Below are 15,785 nucleotides of genomic sequence, written 5' to 3'. Positions count from 1 at the left end.
CGGGCGCCGGCCTGCGTACGGCTCGAGCGGATCACGCGGCGGCGATCCGGCGCAGTGTCCTCCCGAGGCGGCGGGCGTAGGCCCGTTGCAGGACCGGTATCAGCGGACCCGCCACCGCGGTGTACCAGCATCCCGGCCGTGAGAAGGCGGTCACGCTGAACCAGACCGTCCCGTCTGCTGCCAGTTCGACGAGGAAGCACTCCTCACCGCGTTCCGGGTGGCGGTCCAGGGTGCCGTAGGCGAAACCCGCCGTCTCTTGTCCGTACGCCGCCCAGACCACCTGGCAAGGAGCGTCGATGCGAAGCGGCCCGATCCCCAGGGAGACCGTGAGCCGGGTGCCGGGATCGGCGCGAGGATCCGTCACGTCCATCCGGGCCCCGGTCTCCCGGTGCATGCGCCAGGTGGTGACGGCGTCGGCCGCCCTGGCGAAGACCTCACCGCCGTGCCCGATCCGAGTGCGGTGGTGCAGATGCCGGTATCCGGCCGGCAGCGGTGTCCGCCGGGTGGCGCCCACTTCCGGGTAGGTGAGGGCGCTCATCCCACGGTCTCCTTCGTCTCCTGCGTGGTTGTCTCCTGCATGCGCCGCCAGGCCAGTACCGCGCAGAGCGCGAATCCCAGCGCGTTGCCGATGCCATGCGTGGCGGCCATCCAGGCCAGTGTGGGATGCGCGATCCCGGTGGCCTCACCCAGCGCCCAGCTGAGGGCGAGCAGCATGGTGACCACCAGCGTGGCGGAGGCCGTGCCGAGCAGTCGCCGGGTGAACGGATCACGGTCGGCGGTCCGGATGTCGCGCCAGGTCAGCAGCGACACGGCCCACATCCCGGCGGTCAGTACGACGGCCCCGGCCAGTTCGGCCCAGTCGTCGATGAAGTACCCGGCGAGCACCAGCAGCGTCCCGAGGGGCACGCTCAGCGCGGCGAGTCTGCCCAGCGGCCCCGCGCCGGCCCGGCAGCAGAGCCCGGCCACCAGCGCCGCGGTGAATCCGGCGAAGTGGAAATGCGGCACGGTCAGCGCCAGGATGCCCAGCCCGAAACCGAAGAGCGGGTGGCCCCAGCGCTCGCAGACCAGAGCCAGTCCGGCCACCGACGGGGTGACCAGCGCGGTGAGCGTCGCGATCTCGGCCGGGGCCAGTGAGCGGCTGCGTGCGAGCCGCAGCGGTGCCTGGACGGCGAGCAGCATGGTGGCGGCCGCGTATCCCGCGGCGAGAGCCGCGGCGACCGGGCCGCGCGGCAGCCACAGAGCGACGCCCCCGGACGCACCGGCGAACGGCCAGAGCCGGCGGACCGGATCCAGATGCGGATCGCCGACAAGGCGCAGCCCCACCGGTATGACGACCAGCATGCCGAGCATGACGATCAGATGGACAAGCACCGACATCACGCACTCCACCCCCTGGTGAACGCATTGGTTTGAACGTGTTCAACTCTCGGTGTGAGCCTATCCGGAGACTTGAACACGTTCAAGTCGATCGCGAACGACCCCGCGAAGAATCGGACGGACCGTGTCAGAGTGACTACATGGTTGAACGGGCGCCGGGTGCGCTGTCCCTCCCCGCGGACTGGCCTGTCCACCCCGATCTGAGCCTTGCCCTCAACCGGATGGGCAGCTTCGACTGGGATCTCGGCAGCGGGCTGATGCACCTGGACCAGGCCGCTCTCGACGTTTTCGACCTGTATGCCGACGAGTACGACGGCCGTCCTGAGACCCTCGCCCGCAGGGTGCCCCCAGACGAAGCCACCCGCCTGGACGCCCGGGTCTCGCAGGCACTCAAGAACGGCAGCACGCACTACGGCGCGTACTTCCGTATCCGGCGCCGAGACGGCTCGCCGCGCTGGACCCATACGCAGGGGGTGATCCGACGGGACGGGACCGGCCGCCCGCACCGGATCATCGGCATCGTCAGACACGCGGTCCAGGAGCTGGCGGACGCATCGGTCCGCATCGCGCTGGACATCGAGGCCCGACGCAGGACGAGTGTCGTCGAGGGCACCACGGCGGCCCTCGCCCATGCCCGCACCGTGCGGGACGTCATCAACGTGCTCAAGGACTCGCGGGGCCTCGAGTACCTCGGTGCGAGCAGCCTGGTGATGGGACTTGTCGAGGTGGGGCGGATTCTGCTGGTGGCCGAGGGGCCCGAGGGAAGCTTCGTGCCGGGCACCCGGTACACCCGGGTGGACGAGCGGTACCCGATGAGCGAGGTGATCCGTGATCTCGCGCCGCGCTTCATCGACTCGGCCGAGGACTTCGCGGCCTCCTATCCCGAACTGTGGCCGCACATCGATGGGCTCGGTGTCAGCGCGGCCGCCTATCTGCCGCTCATCGCCCAGGCGCGTCCGATCGGTGCGATCGGCCTGCTCTACCGTGACAAGGTGGGCTTCAGCGCCGATGAACGCAATCTGCTGATCGCCCTCGGCAGCTCGGTCGCACAGAGCCTCCAGCGGGCCATGCTCTACGAGCAGGAGCACGATCTGGCGCAGGGGCTGCAGCAGGCCATGCTGCCACGCCGGATATCAGAGGTCCCCGGTGCGCAGGTCGCCGTGCGGTACCGCTCTGCCCGGATCGGCCGCGACATCGGGGGTGACTGGTACGACGTGATCCCGCTGCCCAGCGGCCGGGTCGGCGCGGTCATCGGGGATGTGCAGGGGCACGACACCCATGCCGCCGCGGTGATGGGCCAGCTGAGGATCGTGCTGCGGGCGTACGCCGCCGAGGGGCACACCCCGGCGACCGTCATGTCACGGGCTTCCGACTTCCTGCATGAACTCGACACCGAGCGCTTCGCGACCTGTCTGTACGCCGAAGCGGATCTGGCGACCGGTGTGGTCCAGTTGGTCAGGGCAGGGCATGTCGATCCGCTGCTGCGGGCCCCGGACGGCAGCTGCCGGCGGGTGCCGGTCGAGGGGGGACTGCCCTTGGGTCTCGCCGGTGAATTCGGCCAGCTCGACTACCCGGTGGCCACCGTGGAGCTGGATCCCGGACACACTCTGCTGCTGTTCACCGACGGTCTTGTCGAGCAGCCGGGCGCCGATCTCGACGACGGCATGCAGCGGCTCACCAGCCTGGTCCAGAGCGGGCCGAGGGATCTGCAACTGCTCGCCGATCACCTGTGCGAGGCCGTCGACGGGCATGGCGGCGAGGACGATGTGGCGCTGCTGCTGCTCCGCCGGCAGGGGCTCGACGCACCGCAGGGTTCGGGCAGGCTGCAACAGCATGTGGCGCAGTGCGACCCCGAGGCGCTGGGCTCCGCACGCCATATGGTCCGCGCCGCGGCACGCGCCTGGGGCGCCGGGGAGCGGGCGGACGAGATCGAGCTGGCGGCCGACGAGTTGCTGACCAACGCGCTGACGCACACCGACGGCGGGGCGGTCGTCACCATCAGGGTGCTCTCCGGGCCGGACCGGCGGCTGAGGGTCGAGGTCGACGACTCATCCAGTGCGCTGCCGCGGCGCAGGGACCCGGGGGAGGCGGGGGTCTCCGGACGTGGGCTGATGCTGGTGGACCGGCTCGCCGATGAATGGGGTGTCGAGTCGCGCGGCAGCGGCAAGTGCGTCTGGTGCGAGTTCACCGTTCCGGAGTGAGTGGCAATGTGATGGATACCGAATGGTAACTGTAAGTATCAGAATCGCACTTGACCGTAACCGTTATCTGGCGCTTGACTGCTGAGACCCGGAGCTGCCGCGCCCCGCAGCACTCGCCACCGACAACATCGAGGATCTGTTGAGCTCCGAGCTTCTGGCCCCGCTTGATCTCGCGTTCTGGCACCTCGAATCGGCCGGGCATCCGATGCATCTCGGGGCACTCGCGGTCTTCGCATCCGCCCCCGGAACCTCGGACGAGGAAACGGTTGCCCTGCTGGCGTCCCGCGCCGCCGCGATTCCCCGGCTGCGGATGGGCGTGCGGGACGTACTGCTCCCGCTCGGCGGCGCTGCCTGGTCGGAGGACAGGCGCTTCGACGTGCGCCGGCACGTCCGGCTCGTCGGGCTGCCGGGGGGTGACTTCGCGACCGAGGTCAACCGGCTGGCGGGAGAACTGATGGAGCGTCCGCTGGAGCGCGGGAGGCCTCCCTGGGAGATGTACGTCCTCACCGGCACGGAGGGCGGCCGTTTCGCGGTGCTCGTCAAGCTGCATCACGCCCTGGCGGACGGAATGCGCGCGGTATCGATCGGTGCCGGGATTTTCGACCAGATCGCCGATGCCCGGACGGCCGGCGAACGGCGGGTACGCACAGTGCCGCCCCGGTCCTGGATGCCGGGTCCGCACCAGGTCGCCGGATTCGCCCGGGACCGTATCGAGGAGCTCGGCCAGGCGGTCGGCATCGGCGCATCCGTGGTGCGTGCCAGCCGGTTCGATCTGTGGGGCGGCTCGCTGCTGACGGCGAGTTCCAGCGGTACCCGCCGGCTCGCCACCGCCGTCCTCGATCAGCAGGACGTCCTTCGGATCCGCAGGGAGGCAGGCGGCACGGCCAACGACGTACTGCTCGCCGTGGTCGCGGGCGGTTTGCGGCGCTGGATGCTGGAACGCGGTGAACTGCTGCCCGGCACGGACCCCCGCGCGCTGGTGCCGGTCTCGCGGCGGCGTCCGGGAGCCCCGGCCGGTTCGGGGAACACCCTCTCGGCGTACCTGCTCGGTCTTCCGGTCTCCGAACCCGACCCATGGCGCAGGCTCGGCACGGTGCGCTCTGCGATGGACCGCAACAAGGCCGCCGGGCCGCTGCGGGGTGCCGGAGCGGTGGCCGTACTGGCCGACCGGCTTCCGGCGCTCGCCCACCGGGTCGGCGCCCAACTCGCGGGGAACGCGGCACGGATGCTCTTCGACGTCCTGGTGACCAGCGTGCCGCTGCCCCGCTCCACACTGTCGCTGGGCGGCAGTCCGCTGCGCGCGCTCTACCCCATGGCGCCGCTGGCCCACGGGCAGTCGCTGGCAGTCGCGCTCTCGGCCTACGGCGGGCAGGTGCATATCGGGCTGGTGGCGGACGGCAAGGCGGTGCCGGACGCGGAACGGCTCGTCGAGTGCTTTCCCGAGGAACTGGCCGATCTGCTGAGGGCCGCGGTCGAGAGATAGCTGCACGGGTGTTGACGGCCCGTAGTGATCCGATGAATATTCGACCCATGCGGCGCACCAAGATCGGAAACAGCACGGTCGACATCACGGAACTGTCCTTCGGCGCGGCTGGGATCGGCAATCTCTACACGCCTGTCGATCCGGCGGATGCCCAGGCAGCCGTGGACGCTGCCTGGGAATCCGGCATCAGATGCTTCGACACCGCACCGCACTACGGACTGGGGCTGTCCGAGCGCCGACTGGGCACGGCCCTCCGCGACCGGCCGCGCGCGGAGTACGTGGTGTCCACCAAGGTCGGACGACTGCTGGAACCGGGCTCCGGGGTGGGCGACGACCTCTCGAACGGTTTCGCCGTACCCGCCACCCACCACAGGGTCTGGGACTTCAGCGCGGACGGAGTGCGGCGCAGCATCGAGGCCAGCCTGGACCGTCTCGGTCTGGACCGGGTCGACATCGTCTATCTGCACGACCCCGACCAGCACCCGGACGAGGCCTTCGGCCAGGCCTACCCGATGCTGGAGAAGCTGCGCTCCGAAGGCGTGGTGGGTGCCATCGGCGCGGGGATGAACCAGACGCGGATGCTCACCCGCTTCCTCCGCGACACGGATGCCGATGTGGTGCTCTGCGCCGGGCGCTGCACTCTGCTCGACACGTCGGCATTCGACGAGCTGCTGCCCGAGGCCGCCGCGCGGGGCAGGAGCGTGGTGGTCGGAGGCGTCTTCAACTCCGGTCTGCTGGCGGATCCCCGGCCCGGCGCGACGTACGACTACGCGGCCGCGCCCGCCGCTGTCCTGGATCGCGCCCTGCGGATGGAGGCGGTCGCCGCACGGTACGGCGTGCCGCTGCGGGCTGCCGCGCTGGGCTTCCCTCGCCGCCATCCCGCCGTCGCGAGTGTGCTGGTCGGTGCCCGGTCGGCCGCAGAGGTGCGCGACGCAGCCGAAATGCTGAGTCTGCCCCTGCCGGATGCGCTCTGGCAGGAGCTGTCCGAGCTTCAGGGCACGGGCGCGGCGGACCGATGACCACCGTCGACGCCCACCACCACGTGTGGGATCTGTCCGTACGGGACCAGGGCTGGATCACCGGCCGGGAACTCGCGCCGCTGCGGCGGAACTTCGGGCTCGGCGACCTCGTTCCGGCGGCTGCCGCAGCGGATGTGCGGGCCACGGTGCTGGTACAGACGGTGACTGTCGCCGCTGAGACCCCTGAGCTTCTTGCCCTGGCGCAGGAGAGCGATCTGGTCGCCGGCGTCGTCGGCTGGACCGACCTCACAGCGGCCGGTGTCGGCGACGCGCTCGCCGCCCTCCGCGAACTCCCGGGAGGTGAGCACCTCGTCGGTGTCCGCCATCAGGTGCAGGGCGAGCAGGACACCGGATGGCTGCTGCGCCCCGACGTGCGGCGCGGACTGGCCGCGGTCGCCGCGGCCGGCCTGGTCTACGACCTGGTCGTGCTGCCGCATCAGCTGCCGGCCGCCGCAAGGGCCGCGGCGCAGCTGCCCGAACTCACCTTCGTACTGGACCACTTGGGCAAACCTCCCATCGCATCGGGCAGACCGGAGCCCTGGGCTTCGGACCTGCGGGCTCTTGCCGGCCTGCCCAACACCGTGTGCAAGCTCTCCGGGCTCGTCACCGAGGCCGGAGAGGACTGGACGGTCCAGCGGCTACGCCCGTACATGGACACCGCTCTCGACGCCTTCGGCCCCGGGCGGCTGATGTTCGGCTCCGACTGGCCGGTGTGCACACTCGTCGCCTCCTACGGAGAGGTGGTGGGCACGGCGCAGCGGCTGACCGCGGAACTCAGCCCGGCGGAACGCCGGCAGATCTTCGAGTCCACCGCATCGCGGGTCTACGGCTTCTGAGGCCACACCGAGACCAGCATCTTTCCCCCGGCCGTGCGTACCTCGAAGTGGCCGATCGCGTCCGGCGGCAGCGCGGCCGCCCCGCGGGCATGCAGGGGGCCGTCCTTGCCCGCGGTCCAGGTGGCCACCGTCTGCACATCGCCGTCCCGGCCGACCGCGACCAGCGTGCAGACCGCGTGTTGCGGGGCGTCTCGCACGTCGAGGTCCACATCCGTTCCCCAGCCGGCGCTCCGCAGGGCCACCACCGCCGACACCCCGCTGGCCCGGTCGGTTCCGGACCACCGCAGCCCGTTCGCCGCACCCGCCCCGTCCCCGGCGGCCCGGACCACCGAGAACGTACCCCCCGAGGCCAGCACCACGGCTGCCGCCACGAGGGCGAGACGCCGCCGGCGGCCGGTGCGGCGACGGGCCTGCACCGCGTCGAGCAGCCGGTGGAGCAGTGCTTCGCCGATGGGGGCGACCGGCTCCACTCCGGGTGGCAGCTGCCGTGCGAAGTCCGCGAGCAGCGCCTCCACACTGCCGAACTCGCTCAGCAGTGCCGCACATCGGGCGCAGTCCGTCAGGTGTTCCTCGAAGCGGAAGGTATCCGCAGTGCCGAGGACCCCGAGGGCGTACGCGCCGACAGCGCGATGGAGTTCCAGTGGCCTCATGCCGCCGTCCTTTCCCGTCTCCCTCAGGTACGCAGCGCGCCCTGGAATCACTCACCCCCGCGCCCTGCCGGGAGAACACCTAAACTCCGGGCTCATGCTGCGCGTACTGGCCGTCGACGACGAAGAGCCGGCCCTTGAGGAGCTTCTCTATCTGCTCCGCTCCGATCCGAGGATCCGCAGCGCCGAAGGCGCCGTCAGCGCCACCGGTGCGCTGCGCATCATCGGTTCCGCCCTCGACGCGGGTCCGGGGGACGACAGCGCCGTCGACGCCGTCTTTCTCGACATCCACATGGCCGGGCTCACCGGACTCGACATCGCCAAGCTGCTGGCAGGCTTCGCGACGCCGCCGCTGATCGTCTTCGTCACGGCGCACGAGGGCTTCGCGCTGCAGGCATTCGACCTCAAGGCGGTCGACTATGTGCTGAAACCGGTCCGCAGGGAGCGCCTCGCCGAAGCAGTGCGCCGGGTCTCCGACATGGTCACCGACCGCTACGCACCCGTACTCGACACGGCGGCCGACCAGATCCCGGTCGAACTGGGCGGCGTCGTACGGTTCGTCACCGTTGCCGACATCACGTACGCGGAAGCCCAGGGCGACTACGCACGGCTGCACACCGCTGAGGGCAGTCACCTCGTCCGTATCCCACTGACTGCCCTGGAGGAACGCTGGCGCTCGCGCGGATTCGTGCGGATCCACCGCAGTCATCTCATCGCGATCGACCGCATCGACGAACTGCGCCTGGATGCCGGGGCCATGAGTGTCCGGATCGGCGCGGTCGAACTGCCGGTCAGCAGACGGCACGCCCGGGTGCTGCGTGAGCGCCTGATGCGCGGGGGCCACTGAGCGGGCACTTCCCAGCCGTTCACCGGGCTGCGTACACTCCGCGCCATGTCCGCAGAGCCCGCACCCCGACGCGAGACCGTCATGGGTGAGCCCCGGAGGGTGCGGCAGCTGCCGCGCTACCGCGCACAGTCGGAGATCGACGAGCAGACCGCGCTCGGTGACGCTTATGTACGTTCTCTGATGCGCAGTCAGCTCCGTGCCGGACTGAGCGCCTTCCTGCTGCTCGCGTTGCTCGCGGGCACCCTTCCGCTCGCCTTCGTCGCGCTCCGCAGCGAATTCGCCGTCTGGCTGGTTCTCGGATTCGGCGCGTACCCGCTGCTGGTGCTCGCCGCCTGGTGGTTCGTACGCCGGGCCGAGCGCAACGAACGGGACTTCGCCCGACTCGTGGAAGGCCGCCCCCCGCAGTGAGCCGGACCTATGCGGTGGCGGCGGTGGCCGTCGTCGTCATGACGACCGCCCTGGTCGGCGGCTTCGGGCTGCGCATCTCCCGCACCACATCGGACTTCTACGTGGCGTCACGCACGGCCGGCCCACGCCTCAACGCCGCGGCGATCAGCGGCGAGTACCTCTCGGCTGCGTCCTTCCTCGGTGTTGCCGGCCTGGTCCTGGTGCACGGCCCGGACATGCTCTGGTACCCGGTCGGCTACACCGCGGGATACCTCGTCCTGCTGCTGCTCATCGCCGCGCCGCTGCGCCGCTCGGGGGCGTACACACTTCCCGACTTCGCGGAAGGACGACTGGAATCCCGCCAGGTCCGCGCACTGGTCAGCGTCTTCGTCACCGGAGCGGGCTGGCTCTACCTGGTCCCTCAGCTTCAGGGCGCGGGGCTGACCCTGGAAATCCTGACCGGTGCGCCGGACTGGCTCGGCCCCGTCGTCGTGGCGGCCGTGGTGGTGCTCTCGGTGGCGGCAGGCGGGATGCGCAGCATCACGTTTGTGCAGGCCTTCCAGTACTGGCTCAAGCTCACCGCGCTGCTGGTCCCCGCGCTGTTCCTGGTGCTGGCCTGGCAGGGCGACGGACGGCCGGGGCTGCCGGCTGCGGCACCGGCGCTCGCCGTGTCCGCGGGCTTCGGCCGGGCCGACCATCCGCTGTACGCGACCTACGGTCTGATCGTCGCGACCTTCCTCGGCACCATGGGCCTGCCTCATGTCGTCGTCCGCTTCTACACCAGCCCCGACGGGCGGAGTGCCCGCCGCACGACGGTGGTGGTGCTCGCGCTGATCGGAGCGTTCTATCTGCTGCCGCCGGTCTACGGCGCCCTGGGGAGGCTGTACGCATCGGAACTCCCGCTCAACGGTGACGCCGACGCGGCCGTCCTTCTGCTTCCCGGCCGGGTGATCGGCGGAGCGGGCGGGGACCTGCTCGGGGCGCTGGTCGCCGGCGGTGCCTTCGCGGCTTTCCTGTCCACCGCGTCCGGGCTCACCATGGCCGTCGCCGGGGTCCTCGCCCAGGAGTCCCGGGGGGTACGGCACTTCCGTCTCGCCACGGTGCTCGCCATGGGCATACCGCTGGCCGGTGCGCTGCTGATGAACGGAGTCCCGGTGGCGGACGCCGTCGGGATGGCGTTCGCCGTCTCCGCCTCGTCGTTCTGTCCGCTGCTGGTGCTCGGCATCTGGTGGCGCCGTCTCACCCCGCCCGGCGCGATCGCCGGGCTGCTGCTGGGCGGCGGCTCCGCACTGCTGGCCGTAGCCGTCACCATGGGCGGTGCGGCACCGCACGGCTGGGCGCACACCCTGCTCGCCTGGCCGGCTCTGTGGTCCGTGCCGGTCGGCTTCCTGGCCATGGTGCTGGTGTCGCTGGCCACCCCGGGCCGTATCCCGGCAGGCACGAGCGCGGCCATGGCCCGCTTCCATCTGCCCGAGTCGATAGCGTCAGCGGGCGGAGCCCTCCGGTGAACGGGCCGGCGCTCGCCGCTCTGATCGTGCTCGGACCAATGCTGCTGATGGGCGGGTTCGTCATCGGCCGGCGCAGCGCCCGCCCCGTCCGCAACAACGGGGTCGGCACACCGGTCGAACACGCGACCTTCGAGACGCTGCACACCGCGTCGCTCGCCGCGCCGCCGCTGCGCGCGGGCCTGACCGAGGAGAGCGCCCGCAAGGCCGCCCGCAGGCTGCGCTCGCTGCTGGGCACCGACGCACTGTGTCTGACCGACGGGGAGCGTGTCCTGTGCTGGGACGGCCTGGGGGAGCACCATGCGCCGCAGGTCATGAGCCGGGTGAGCGGGCTCCTGGAGAGCGGCAGGGACAGGGCCTTCAGGAGCGACTGCGACGATCTCGACTGCCCGCTGCGCTGGGCCGTCGCGGTGCCGCTCACCGTCGACCACCGGGTGCTGGGGGTACTGGTCGCCTATGCGCCGCGTGAGTCCGCTGTGCTGGCCAGAGCCGCCGGTGAAGTGGCCCGCTGGGTGTCGGTGCAGCTGGAGCTCGCCGAACTCGACCGTTCGAGGACCCGGTTGATCGAGGCAGAGATCAAGGCGCTGCGGGCCCAGATCTCCCCGCACTTCATCTTCAACTCACTGGCCGCGATAGCCTCGTTCGTCCGTACCGATCCCGAACGTGCCCGCGAACTGCTCCTGGAGTTCGCCGACTTCACCCGCTACTCCTTCCGCAGACGCGGCGACTTCACCACCCTCGCCGAGGAACTGCACTCCATCGACCAGTACCTGGCTCTCGCGGGAGCCAGGTTCGGTGACCGCCTCGGTGTCACCCTGCAGGTGGCCCCCGAGGTGCTGCCCGTGGCCTTGCCCTTCCTGTGTCTTCAGCCACTGGTGGAGAACGCGGTCAAGCACGGCATCGAAGGTGCGGCCGGACGCGGGCGCATCACCATCAGCGCACTGGACGCCGGCTCCGACGCCGAGGTCGTCATCGAGGACGACGGAACCGGGATGGAGCCCTCGCGGCTGCGTGAGGTCCTTCGCGGCGAGGGCGGATCCTCCGCGGGCATCGGACTGCTCAATGTCGACGAACGGCTGCGACAGGTGTACGGGGACGCCTACGGGCTGGTCATCGAGACGGGCGTCGGCGCGGGTATGAAGGTGACCGTACGCATCCCGAAATACCGTGCGGGGGTGCACGGTTCATGAGCCTCGCGGTCCTGGCCACGCCGCAGGCGGCCGCGGCGCGTGTTCAGAACAAGTGGATCGCCAGATGGCCCAGTGGCAGACCCAGCTGCCAGGCAGGCGTCCACACGTGCGGTCCTTCCGCTTCGTCCGGCACCGCGCCCGGCGCGACCGCGTCCAGGTCCGCCGCCAGCAGCTCGGTGTCCTCGAGCCACTTCCAGGCGGCCCTGGCCAGGGGCAGATCGGGCCCGCCGCCTGCGGCGAGCCGGTCGAGCCGTCCGCAGACCCACTCCCGCCAGCCGCTGTCGTACGCGGTGAGCGACAGCCATTCGTTGAGCCGCGTCACCATCCGGACGCCGCCCGCCGCACCGTCCGAAAGGAAGACGGTCAGGGCGAGGGCGTCGCGCCCCGCCTGGTACTCGATCGTTGTCGGTGGCATCAGATCGCCGGTGCGCAGCAGCTCGTCGGCGATGTACTCCGCGTACATCCAGTCCATCGGCACCAGCAGTTCACCACTGCCGGTCCCGTCGGTGCTCTCGGGACGCATCCCGTCTCGCCTCTTTCATCTCTCGGCCAGGTACTGCCCAGGCACTCCAGGGAGCATTGAACCGGTGCCGGATGCGCGCCGTGGGCAGAAAGGCGGGATTGGCATCCCGGCGGAGATGATCAGGTAGGGCGTCCACAGGGCGGAGCCGCCCGGTAGCCAGGCAGTTTGCGGCTCAGGGCGCGCAGCGCGTAATGGGAACGGGACTTCACGGTGCCCGCCGGGATACCGAGGGTTGACGCCGCCTCGTGCACGCTCAGCCCGTGGAAATATATCTGTACCAGCACGTCACGGTGCTCGGGGCTCAGTGCCCGTACCGCCTGGCGTACGTCCAGTGCCGCGGCCGAGCGCTCGGTGAGGTCACCTGGGGCCGGGGTCGACTCCAGAACGTTGTCGCTGACCTCGGCCGGACGGGCCAGCCGGGATCTGCGGGCATCGATGGCCAGCCGCCGCCCCACCGTGAACAGCCAGGGCCGCATGGACTCGTACGGCCCTTCGAAGGCCTCCGGATGCTGCCAGGCGCGCACCATCGTCTCCTGCAGCAGGTCCTCGGCGCGCTGCCGGTCGCCGTACGTCAGCCCGAGCAGAAACTGCAGCAGCGCCCGGCCATGGGTGTGCTGCAGGTCCGCGAGTGCCCGCTCGTCGGCGCCGGGACGTGTCGGTGTCAGGGTCACGGGCGTATGGGAGCGCACCAGGGGCAGTGAGCGACAGCGTCCGCACACATCTCTGCGACGAGCGGTTGAACGGTGCGACGAGTGGCACGCCGAGCGGTCGCCGGCCGTACACGGCCCTTGATGCCTCACACGTGCGTCCATTTCAGCTACCTGACCGTATGGAGACTTGAAGATGCCGGTCATGCTGTTTCGAATGTAAATATGACAAATAGTAAAAGTCTCTCTCTGGTGGCGTCCGCCGCCCTTCTGCTCGCCCTCGCCGCTTGCGGTGGACCGGAACAGACCCCGTACCCGCGTGCGGACCCGGAGCGGCCCGCGCCGTCCGGCGCTGCCGGCAGCACGCAGTCCGATGTCCGCGGATTCACGCTCGTCGGAACGGGCGACGTACTCCCGCATGCCTCGATCATCCGCTTGGCCCACACGGACGCGGGCGGGCACGGCTATGACTTCCGGCCGATGCTCGCCGGGGTCGCACCGGTCATCTCCCGGGCGGATCTGGCGATCTGCCACATGGAAACGGTGTACGGGGCGAACGGCGGGCCCTTCACCGGATTCCCCACGTTCAAGTCACCGCCCGAGGTGGCAGCCGGCCTGCGTGCCACCGGCTACGACTCCTGTTCAACCGCTTCCAATCACACGCTGGACGCGGGCGCCGATGGTATCCGCAGAACGCTGGAGGCCCTGGACAAGGCAGGCGTCAAGCATGCGGGATCCGGCCGAACCGCCGCCGAGTCCGCACGCCCCGCGCTGATGCGGGCCGGTGGCGCCTTGGTGGCCCAACTCGCCTACACCTATGACACCAACGGCTTCCCGCAGCCCGAAGGCCGGCCCTGGGCGGTGCATCTCATCGACGAACAGAAGATCATTGCGGACGCCAGGGCGGCCAGGAAGGCAGGTGCCGACGTGGTGGTGGTCAGCCTGCACTGGGGCACCGAATGGCAGGAGGCCCCCGACGAGCAGCAGTTGACGCTCGGTCACCGGCTCACCGCCTCCACCACCAAGGGCAGGCCCGACATCGATCTGATCCTCGGCACCCACGCTCATATTCCGCAGGCGTACGAGAAGGTCAACGGCACCTGGATCATCTACGGCATGGGCGATCAGGTCGCCGGTGCGATGGTCAATCCACCGGACGTGGTCGACCCCCGCGGCAACCAGAGTTCCATCGGACGCTTCACCTTCGGCCCCCCGGCGGAACCGGGGCAGCGCTGGGTGGTGAAAAAGGCGGAGTTCGTCCCGCAGTGGATGGACGTGCAGAAGGGGCGGGTGGTCGCTCTCCCGGAGGCGCTGCGCCGGGCCCCGGGACGCAAGGACTACCAGGTGGCCGAGAAGGCCGTCCGGCGCGCGGTGCTCAGCCGCGGAGCCGCTGCGCAGGGCCTGACCATGGGCGAATGACGCGGACTACGGGACGACGGTGACCGGCCACCGCCCGGTCTTGACGAGGCGGACGGCGACCGACCCGACGATTCGGTGGCCGGCCGACTCCGACGCGCCGACCACCACGGCGTCCGCCTTCAGCTCGTCCGCCGCGGTGACCAGACCGTTGAAGGGATCCCCGCGGAAGGTGTGGAATTCCCACCGCACGGCGAATATCCCCTTCACCCGCTCGGTGGCTGTCCGGATCTCGGCCACCAGGCCCTCGGCGATCTCACCGGTGGTGTCGGCGACGGAGGCCCCGAGTGAGGCCCCCGCCGAGAGCACAGGCTGCACATACACGATCGCGAGCAGGGCGTTCTGCCGTCTGGCGAGCCCCCCGGCATACGCGGCGGCACGCAACGACGACTCGGAACCGTCTATGCCGACGACGATCACCTTGGGACCGTCTGTACCGCGTTCGAACTGGTGAGGCTGCTGATCTGTCACGCCAGGAGGCTATCTCCTTCCCGGTCGACCACCTACTTTCCGGCCTGCGGGAAAAGGTCGAGGAATGGTGAAGCGGTGGCGGAGATGCCCCGCCCGAACGGCGCGTCGAAGTCCCAGATGAGGAAGAGCAGAAACGCGATCAGTGCACTGAAGAGGCCGGCCAGCAGCAGCTCCTTCGCGGAACGGCGGATCTGCAGTGTGAAGATCAGTCCGACGGTGATCAAAGCGCCGATGATCAGGCCGAACCAGACCACCCCCGGCATGGTCGCGCCGGCACTCTGCCCCCGGGAACCGCGAGCGTCGTCGGCTGCGGCCACCTGGTCGACCAGCGGCTGATAGGCCTGCCCCTCGTGATCGTTCTTCGGCTTGTAGTCGGTGACGTCCCGGCGTACCTGATCCAGCAGCCTGCCGCCGCGGGCGGTGAGATCGCCGTGGTCGCCCATGTGCTTCCACTCGGTGTCCAGCACGTAGCTGACGTAGGTGCCGACATCGCTGCGGATGCGGCCGCGCACCGCTGCCGGGTACACCGCCGAGCGGGCGTCCACCTCGTGCAGTGCCTGGGCCTCCAGGCGTACCGACTCCTGCGCGGCGCTGCGTCCCTCCCAGACGCCGGCGATGGCCAGACCCAGCACGATTGCGTAGATCACGCCGATCATCATCGTCATGTACTCGATGACGTCGGGAGTCTCCGACGGGTCATCGTCGTCCCCGACCCGTCGGTTGTTGATGAACGCGATGGTCAGGACGACGGCACAGGCCGCGGCCATCGCGATCGTGAGAACAAGCCATTCCGACACAGGTGTCTCCGGCGGTCGTAGAAGCGAGCGGTCAGCGCGATGAGCGCGGGCGGAGTACGGCGACGGCGAAGACCGCGGGAGCCGTGATCAGCAGGGTGAGGGTGACGATGGAAGGACCGCTCGACGGCTTCTTGCGAACCGGCGCCCGGTAGTCGGGGAGCGCAACCGGCTTCGGTGCGGGCGGCTTCGGGCGCACCGAGGGCTTGGGTGCCGGTGGTGGTGGCGGCGGGGGCGGGGGCGGGGGCGCCGGGTGGTACACGGGAGGCGGGGGTGGAGGTGGAGGCGGTGGCGGAGGCGGAGGCGGTTTCGGGACCGGTCGGGGCGCCGGCCCCGCCGAACAGCTTCCGTTGCCTCCGCCCACCGCGATCGAAGTGGACGAATCCGCCTTTCCCGACTGGGAGATGGAGGAGTAGGAGCAGTTGCTGGCAGCCGCGGGTGC

The 15,785-nt window shown here is 70.2% G+C and carries 17 protein-coding genes; 9 read left to right on the top strand and 8 right to left on the bottom strand.

Annotated features, from left to right (window positions below; translation table 11 throughout):
* Positions 1 to 31: 31 nt before the first annotated feature.
* On the bottom strand, positions 32 to 538 hold the full coding sequence (locus tag OHS16_RS02940; RefSeq protein ID WP_328535564.1) for a DUF1990 family protein: 507 nt from the start codon (positions 536 to 538) through the stop codon (positions 32 to 34).
* Positions 535 to 1,377, bottom strand: a complete 843-nt coding sequence (locus OHS16_RS02935) for a YndJ family protein (RefSeq protein WP_328535563.1) — start codon at positions 1,375 to 1,377, stop codon at positions 535 to 537. The genes OHS16_RS02940 and OHS16_RS02935 overlap by 4 nt, the downstream gene beginning before the upstream one ends.
* 140 nt (positions 1,378 to 1,517) lie before the next feature.
* Between OHS16_RS02935 and OHS16_RS02930 the strand changes: the two genes are divergently transcribed.
* The 4 genes from OHS16_RS02930 to OHS16_RS02915 all read left to right on the top strand — a co-directional run bounded on the left by OHS16_RS02930 (position 1,518) and on the right by OHS16_RS02915 (position 6,916).
* Entirely contained in the window at positions 1,518 to 3,578 is a 2,061-nt protein-coding gene (locus tag OHS16_RS02930) for a SpoIIE family protein phosphatase (RefSeq protein WP_328535562.1), read from the top strand.
* 139 nt (positions 3,579 to 3,717) lie between these two features.
* Positions 3,718 to 5,061: a wax ester/triacylglycerol synthase family O-acyltransferase gene (locus OHS16_RS02925; RefSeq protein WP_328535561.1), complete on the top strand. Its 1,344-nt coding sequence runs from the start codon at positions 3,718 to 3,720 to the stop codon at positions 5,059 to 5,061.
* 47 nt (positions 5,062 to 5,108) lie between these two features.
* Positions 5,109 to 6,080: an aldo/keto reductase gene (locus OHS16_RS02920; protein WP_328535560.1), complete on the top strand. Its 972-nt coding sequence runs from the start codon at positions 5,109 to 5,111 to the stop codon at positions 6,078 to 6,080.
* Entirely contained in the window at positions 6,077 to 6,916 is an 840-nt protein-coding gene (locus OHS16_RS02915; protein ID WP_328535559.1) for an amidohydrolase family protein, read from the top strand. Before OHS16_RS02920 ends, OHS16_RS02915 begins: the two co-directional genes overlap by 4 nt.
* On the opposite strand, the gene OHS16_RS02910 is transcribed toward OHS16_RS02915, so the two are convergent.
* A complete protein-coding gene (locus OHS16_RS02910) occupies positions 6,904 to 7,566 on the bottom strand; it encodes a zf-HC2 domain-containing protein (RefSeq protein ID WP_328535558.1) in 663 nt (220 codons plus the stop codon). The two genes, OHS16_RS02915 and OHS16_RS02910, sit on opposite strands and share 13 nt — an antisense overlap.
* Positions 7,567 to 7,660: 94 nt before the next feature.
* Between OHS16_RS02910 and OHS16_RS02905 the strand changes: the two genes are divergently transcribed.
* From OHS16_RS02905 to OHS16_RS02890, 4 genes are read left to right on the top strand one after another with little or no spacing between them, the layout of a single operon-like run.
* Entirely contained in the window at positions 7,661 to 8,410 is a 750-nt protein-coding gene (locus tag OHS16_RS02905; protein WP_328535557.1) for a LytR/AlgR family response regulator transcription factor, read from the top strand.
* Between the two features lie 45 nt (positions 8,411 to 8,455).
* Positions 8,456 to 8,818 carry a hypothetical protein gene (locus OHS16_RS02900; RefSeq protein ID WP_328535556.1) on the top strand — a complete coding sequence of 121 codons (363 nt, stop codon included), beginning with the start codon at positions 8,456 to 8,458 and terminating at the stop codon, positions 8,816 to 8,818.
* Between the two features lie 38 nt (positions 8,819 to 8,856).
* Positions 8,857 to 10,305, top strand: a complete 1,449-nt coding sequence (locus OHS16_RS02895; RefSeq protein ID WP_328540691.1) for a sodium/solute symporter — start codon at positions 8,857 to 8,859, stop codon at positions 10,303 to 10,305.
* 38 nt (positions 10,306 to 10,343) lie between these two features.
* The gene (locus OHS16_RS02890) at positions 10,344 to 11,492 is read left to right on the top strand and encodes a histidine kinase (RefSeq protein WP_443042733.1); all 1,149 of its coding nucleotides are present in this window, start codon (positions 10,344 to 10,346) and stop codon (positions 11,490 to 11,492) included.
* Between the two features lie 43 nt (positions 11,493 to 11,535).
* On the opposite strand, the gene OHS16_RS02885 is transcribed toward OHS16_RS02890, so the two are convergent.
* Together OHS16_RS02885 and OHS16_RS02880 are read right to left on the bottom strand one after the other, a co-directional pair.
* Positions 11,536 to 12,015 (bottom strand): hypothetical protein, encoded by a 480-nt coding sequence (locus OHS16_RS02885; RefSeq protein ID WP_328535554.1) that lies wholly within the window; start codon positions 12,013 to 12,015, stop codon positions 11,536 to 11,538.
* Between the two features lie 119 nt (positions 12,016 to 12,134).
* Positions 12,135 to 12,686, bottom strand: a complete 552-nt coding sequence (locus OHS16_RS02880; RefSeq protein WP_443042547.1) for a sigma-70 family RNA polymerase sigma factor — start codon at positions 12,684 to 12,686, stop codon at positions 12,135 to 12,137.
* A 201-nt stretch (positions 12,687 to 12,887) separates the two neighbouring features.
* Between OHS16_RS02880 and OHS16_RS02875 the strand changes: the two genes are divergently transcribed.
* Positions 12,888 to 14,081, top strand: coding sequence for a CapA family protein (locus OHS16_RS02875; protein ID WP_328535553.1), 1,194 nt, complete (start codon positions 12,888 to 12,890; stop codon positions 14,079 to 14,081).
* Between the two features lie 6 nt (positions 14,082 to 14,087).
* On the opposite strand, the gene OHS16_RS02870 is transcribed toward OHS16_RS02875, so the two are convergent.
* The 3 genes from OHS16_RS02870 to OHS16_RS02860 are packed head-to-tail and all read right to left on the bottom strand — an operon-like array spanning position 14,088 to position 15,542.
* On the bottom strand, positions 14,088 to 14,549 hold the full coding sequence (locus OHS16_RS02870; RefSeq protein ID WP_328535552.1) for a universal stress protein: 462 nt from the start codon (positions 14,547 to 14,549) through the stop codon (positions 14,088 to 14,090).
* Between the two features lie 32 nt (positions 14,550 to 14,581).
* The gene (locus OHS16_RS02865; protein WP_328535551.1) at positions 14,582 to 15,346 is read right to left on the bottom strand and encodes a bestrophin-like domain; all 765 of its coding nucleotides are present in this window, start codon (positions 15,344 to 15,346) and stop codon (positions 14,582 to 14,584) included.
* Between the two features lie 31 nt (positions 15,347 to 15,377).
* A complete protein-coding gene (locus tag OHS16_RS02860) occupies positions 15,378 to 15,542 on the bottom strand; it encodes a hypothetical protein (protein WP_328535550.1) in 165 nt (54 codons plus the stop codon).
* Positions 15,543 to 15,785 lie beyond the last annotated feature (243 nt).

Source organism: Streptomyces sp. NBC_00344, from assembly GCF_036088315.1.
Classification (GTDB): Bacteria; Actinomycetota; Actinomycetes; order Streptomycetales; family Streptomycetaceae; genus Streptomyces.
Note: the sequence above shows the minus strand (reverse complement) of the source record. Positions and strands in the feature narration are given on the sequence as shown.

What these genes read in the sequence shown, in the direction of transcription:
- OHS16_RS02920 (WP_328535560.1), top strand. Translation starts at nt 5,109, where the DNA reads ATGCGGCGCACCAAGATCGGAAACAGCACGGTCGACATCACGGAACTG.
- OHS16_RS02915 (WP_328535559.1), top strand. Translation starts at nt 6,077, where the DNA reads ATGACCACCGTCGACGCCCACCACCACGTGTGGGATCTGTCCGTACGG.
- OHS16_RS02930 (WP_328535562.1), top strand. Translation starts at nt 1,518, where the DNA reads ATGGTTGAACGGGCGCCGGGTGCGCTGTCCCTCCCCGCGGACTGGCCT.
- OHS16_RS02885 (WP_328535554.1), bottom strand. Translation starts at nt 12,015, where the DNA reads ATGCGTCCCGAGAGCACCGACGGGACCGGCAGTGGTGAACTGCTGGTG.
- OHS16_RS02910 (WP_328535558.1), bottom strand. Translation starts at nt 7,566, where the DNA reads ATGAGGCCACTGGAACTCCATCGCGCTGTCGGCGCGTACGCCCTCGGG.
- OHS16_RS02890 (WP_443042733.1), top strand. Translation starts at nt 10,344, where the DNA reads ATGCTGCTGATGGGCGGGTTCGTCATCGGCCGGCGCAGCGCCCGCCCC.
- OHS16_RS02895 (WP_328540691.1), top strand. Translation starts at nt 8,857, where the DNA reads ATGACGACCGCCCTGGTCGGCGGCTTCGGGCTGCGCATCTCCCGCACC.
- OHS16_RS02905 (WP_328535557.1), top strand. Translation starts at nt 7,661, where the DNA reads ATGCTGCGCGTACTGGCCGTCGACGACGAAGAGCCGGCCCTTGAGGAG.
- OHS16_RS02935 (WP_328535563.1), bottom strand. Translation starts at nt 1,377, where the DNA reads ATGTCGGTGCTTGTCCATCTGATCGTCATGCTCGGCATGCTGGTCGTC.
- OHS16_RS02940 (WP_328535564.1), bottom strand. Translation starts at nt 538, where the DNA reads ATGAGCGCCCTCACCTACCCGGAAGTGGGCGCCACCCGGCGGACACCG.
- OHS16_RS02900 (WP_328535556.1), top strand. Translation starts at nt 8,456, where the DNA reads ATGTCCGCAGAGCCCGCACCCCGACGCGAGACCGTCATGGGTGAGCCC.
- OHS16_RS02875 (WP_328535553.1), top strand. Translation starts at nt 12,888, where the DNA reads ATGACAAATAGTAAAAGTCTCTCTCTGGTGGCGTCCGCCGCCCTTCTG.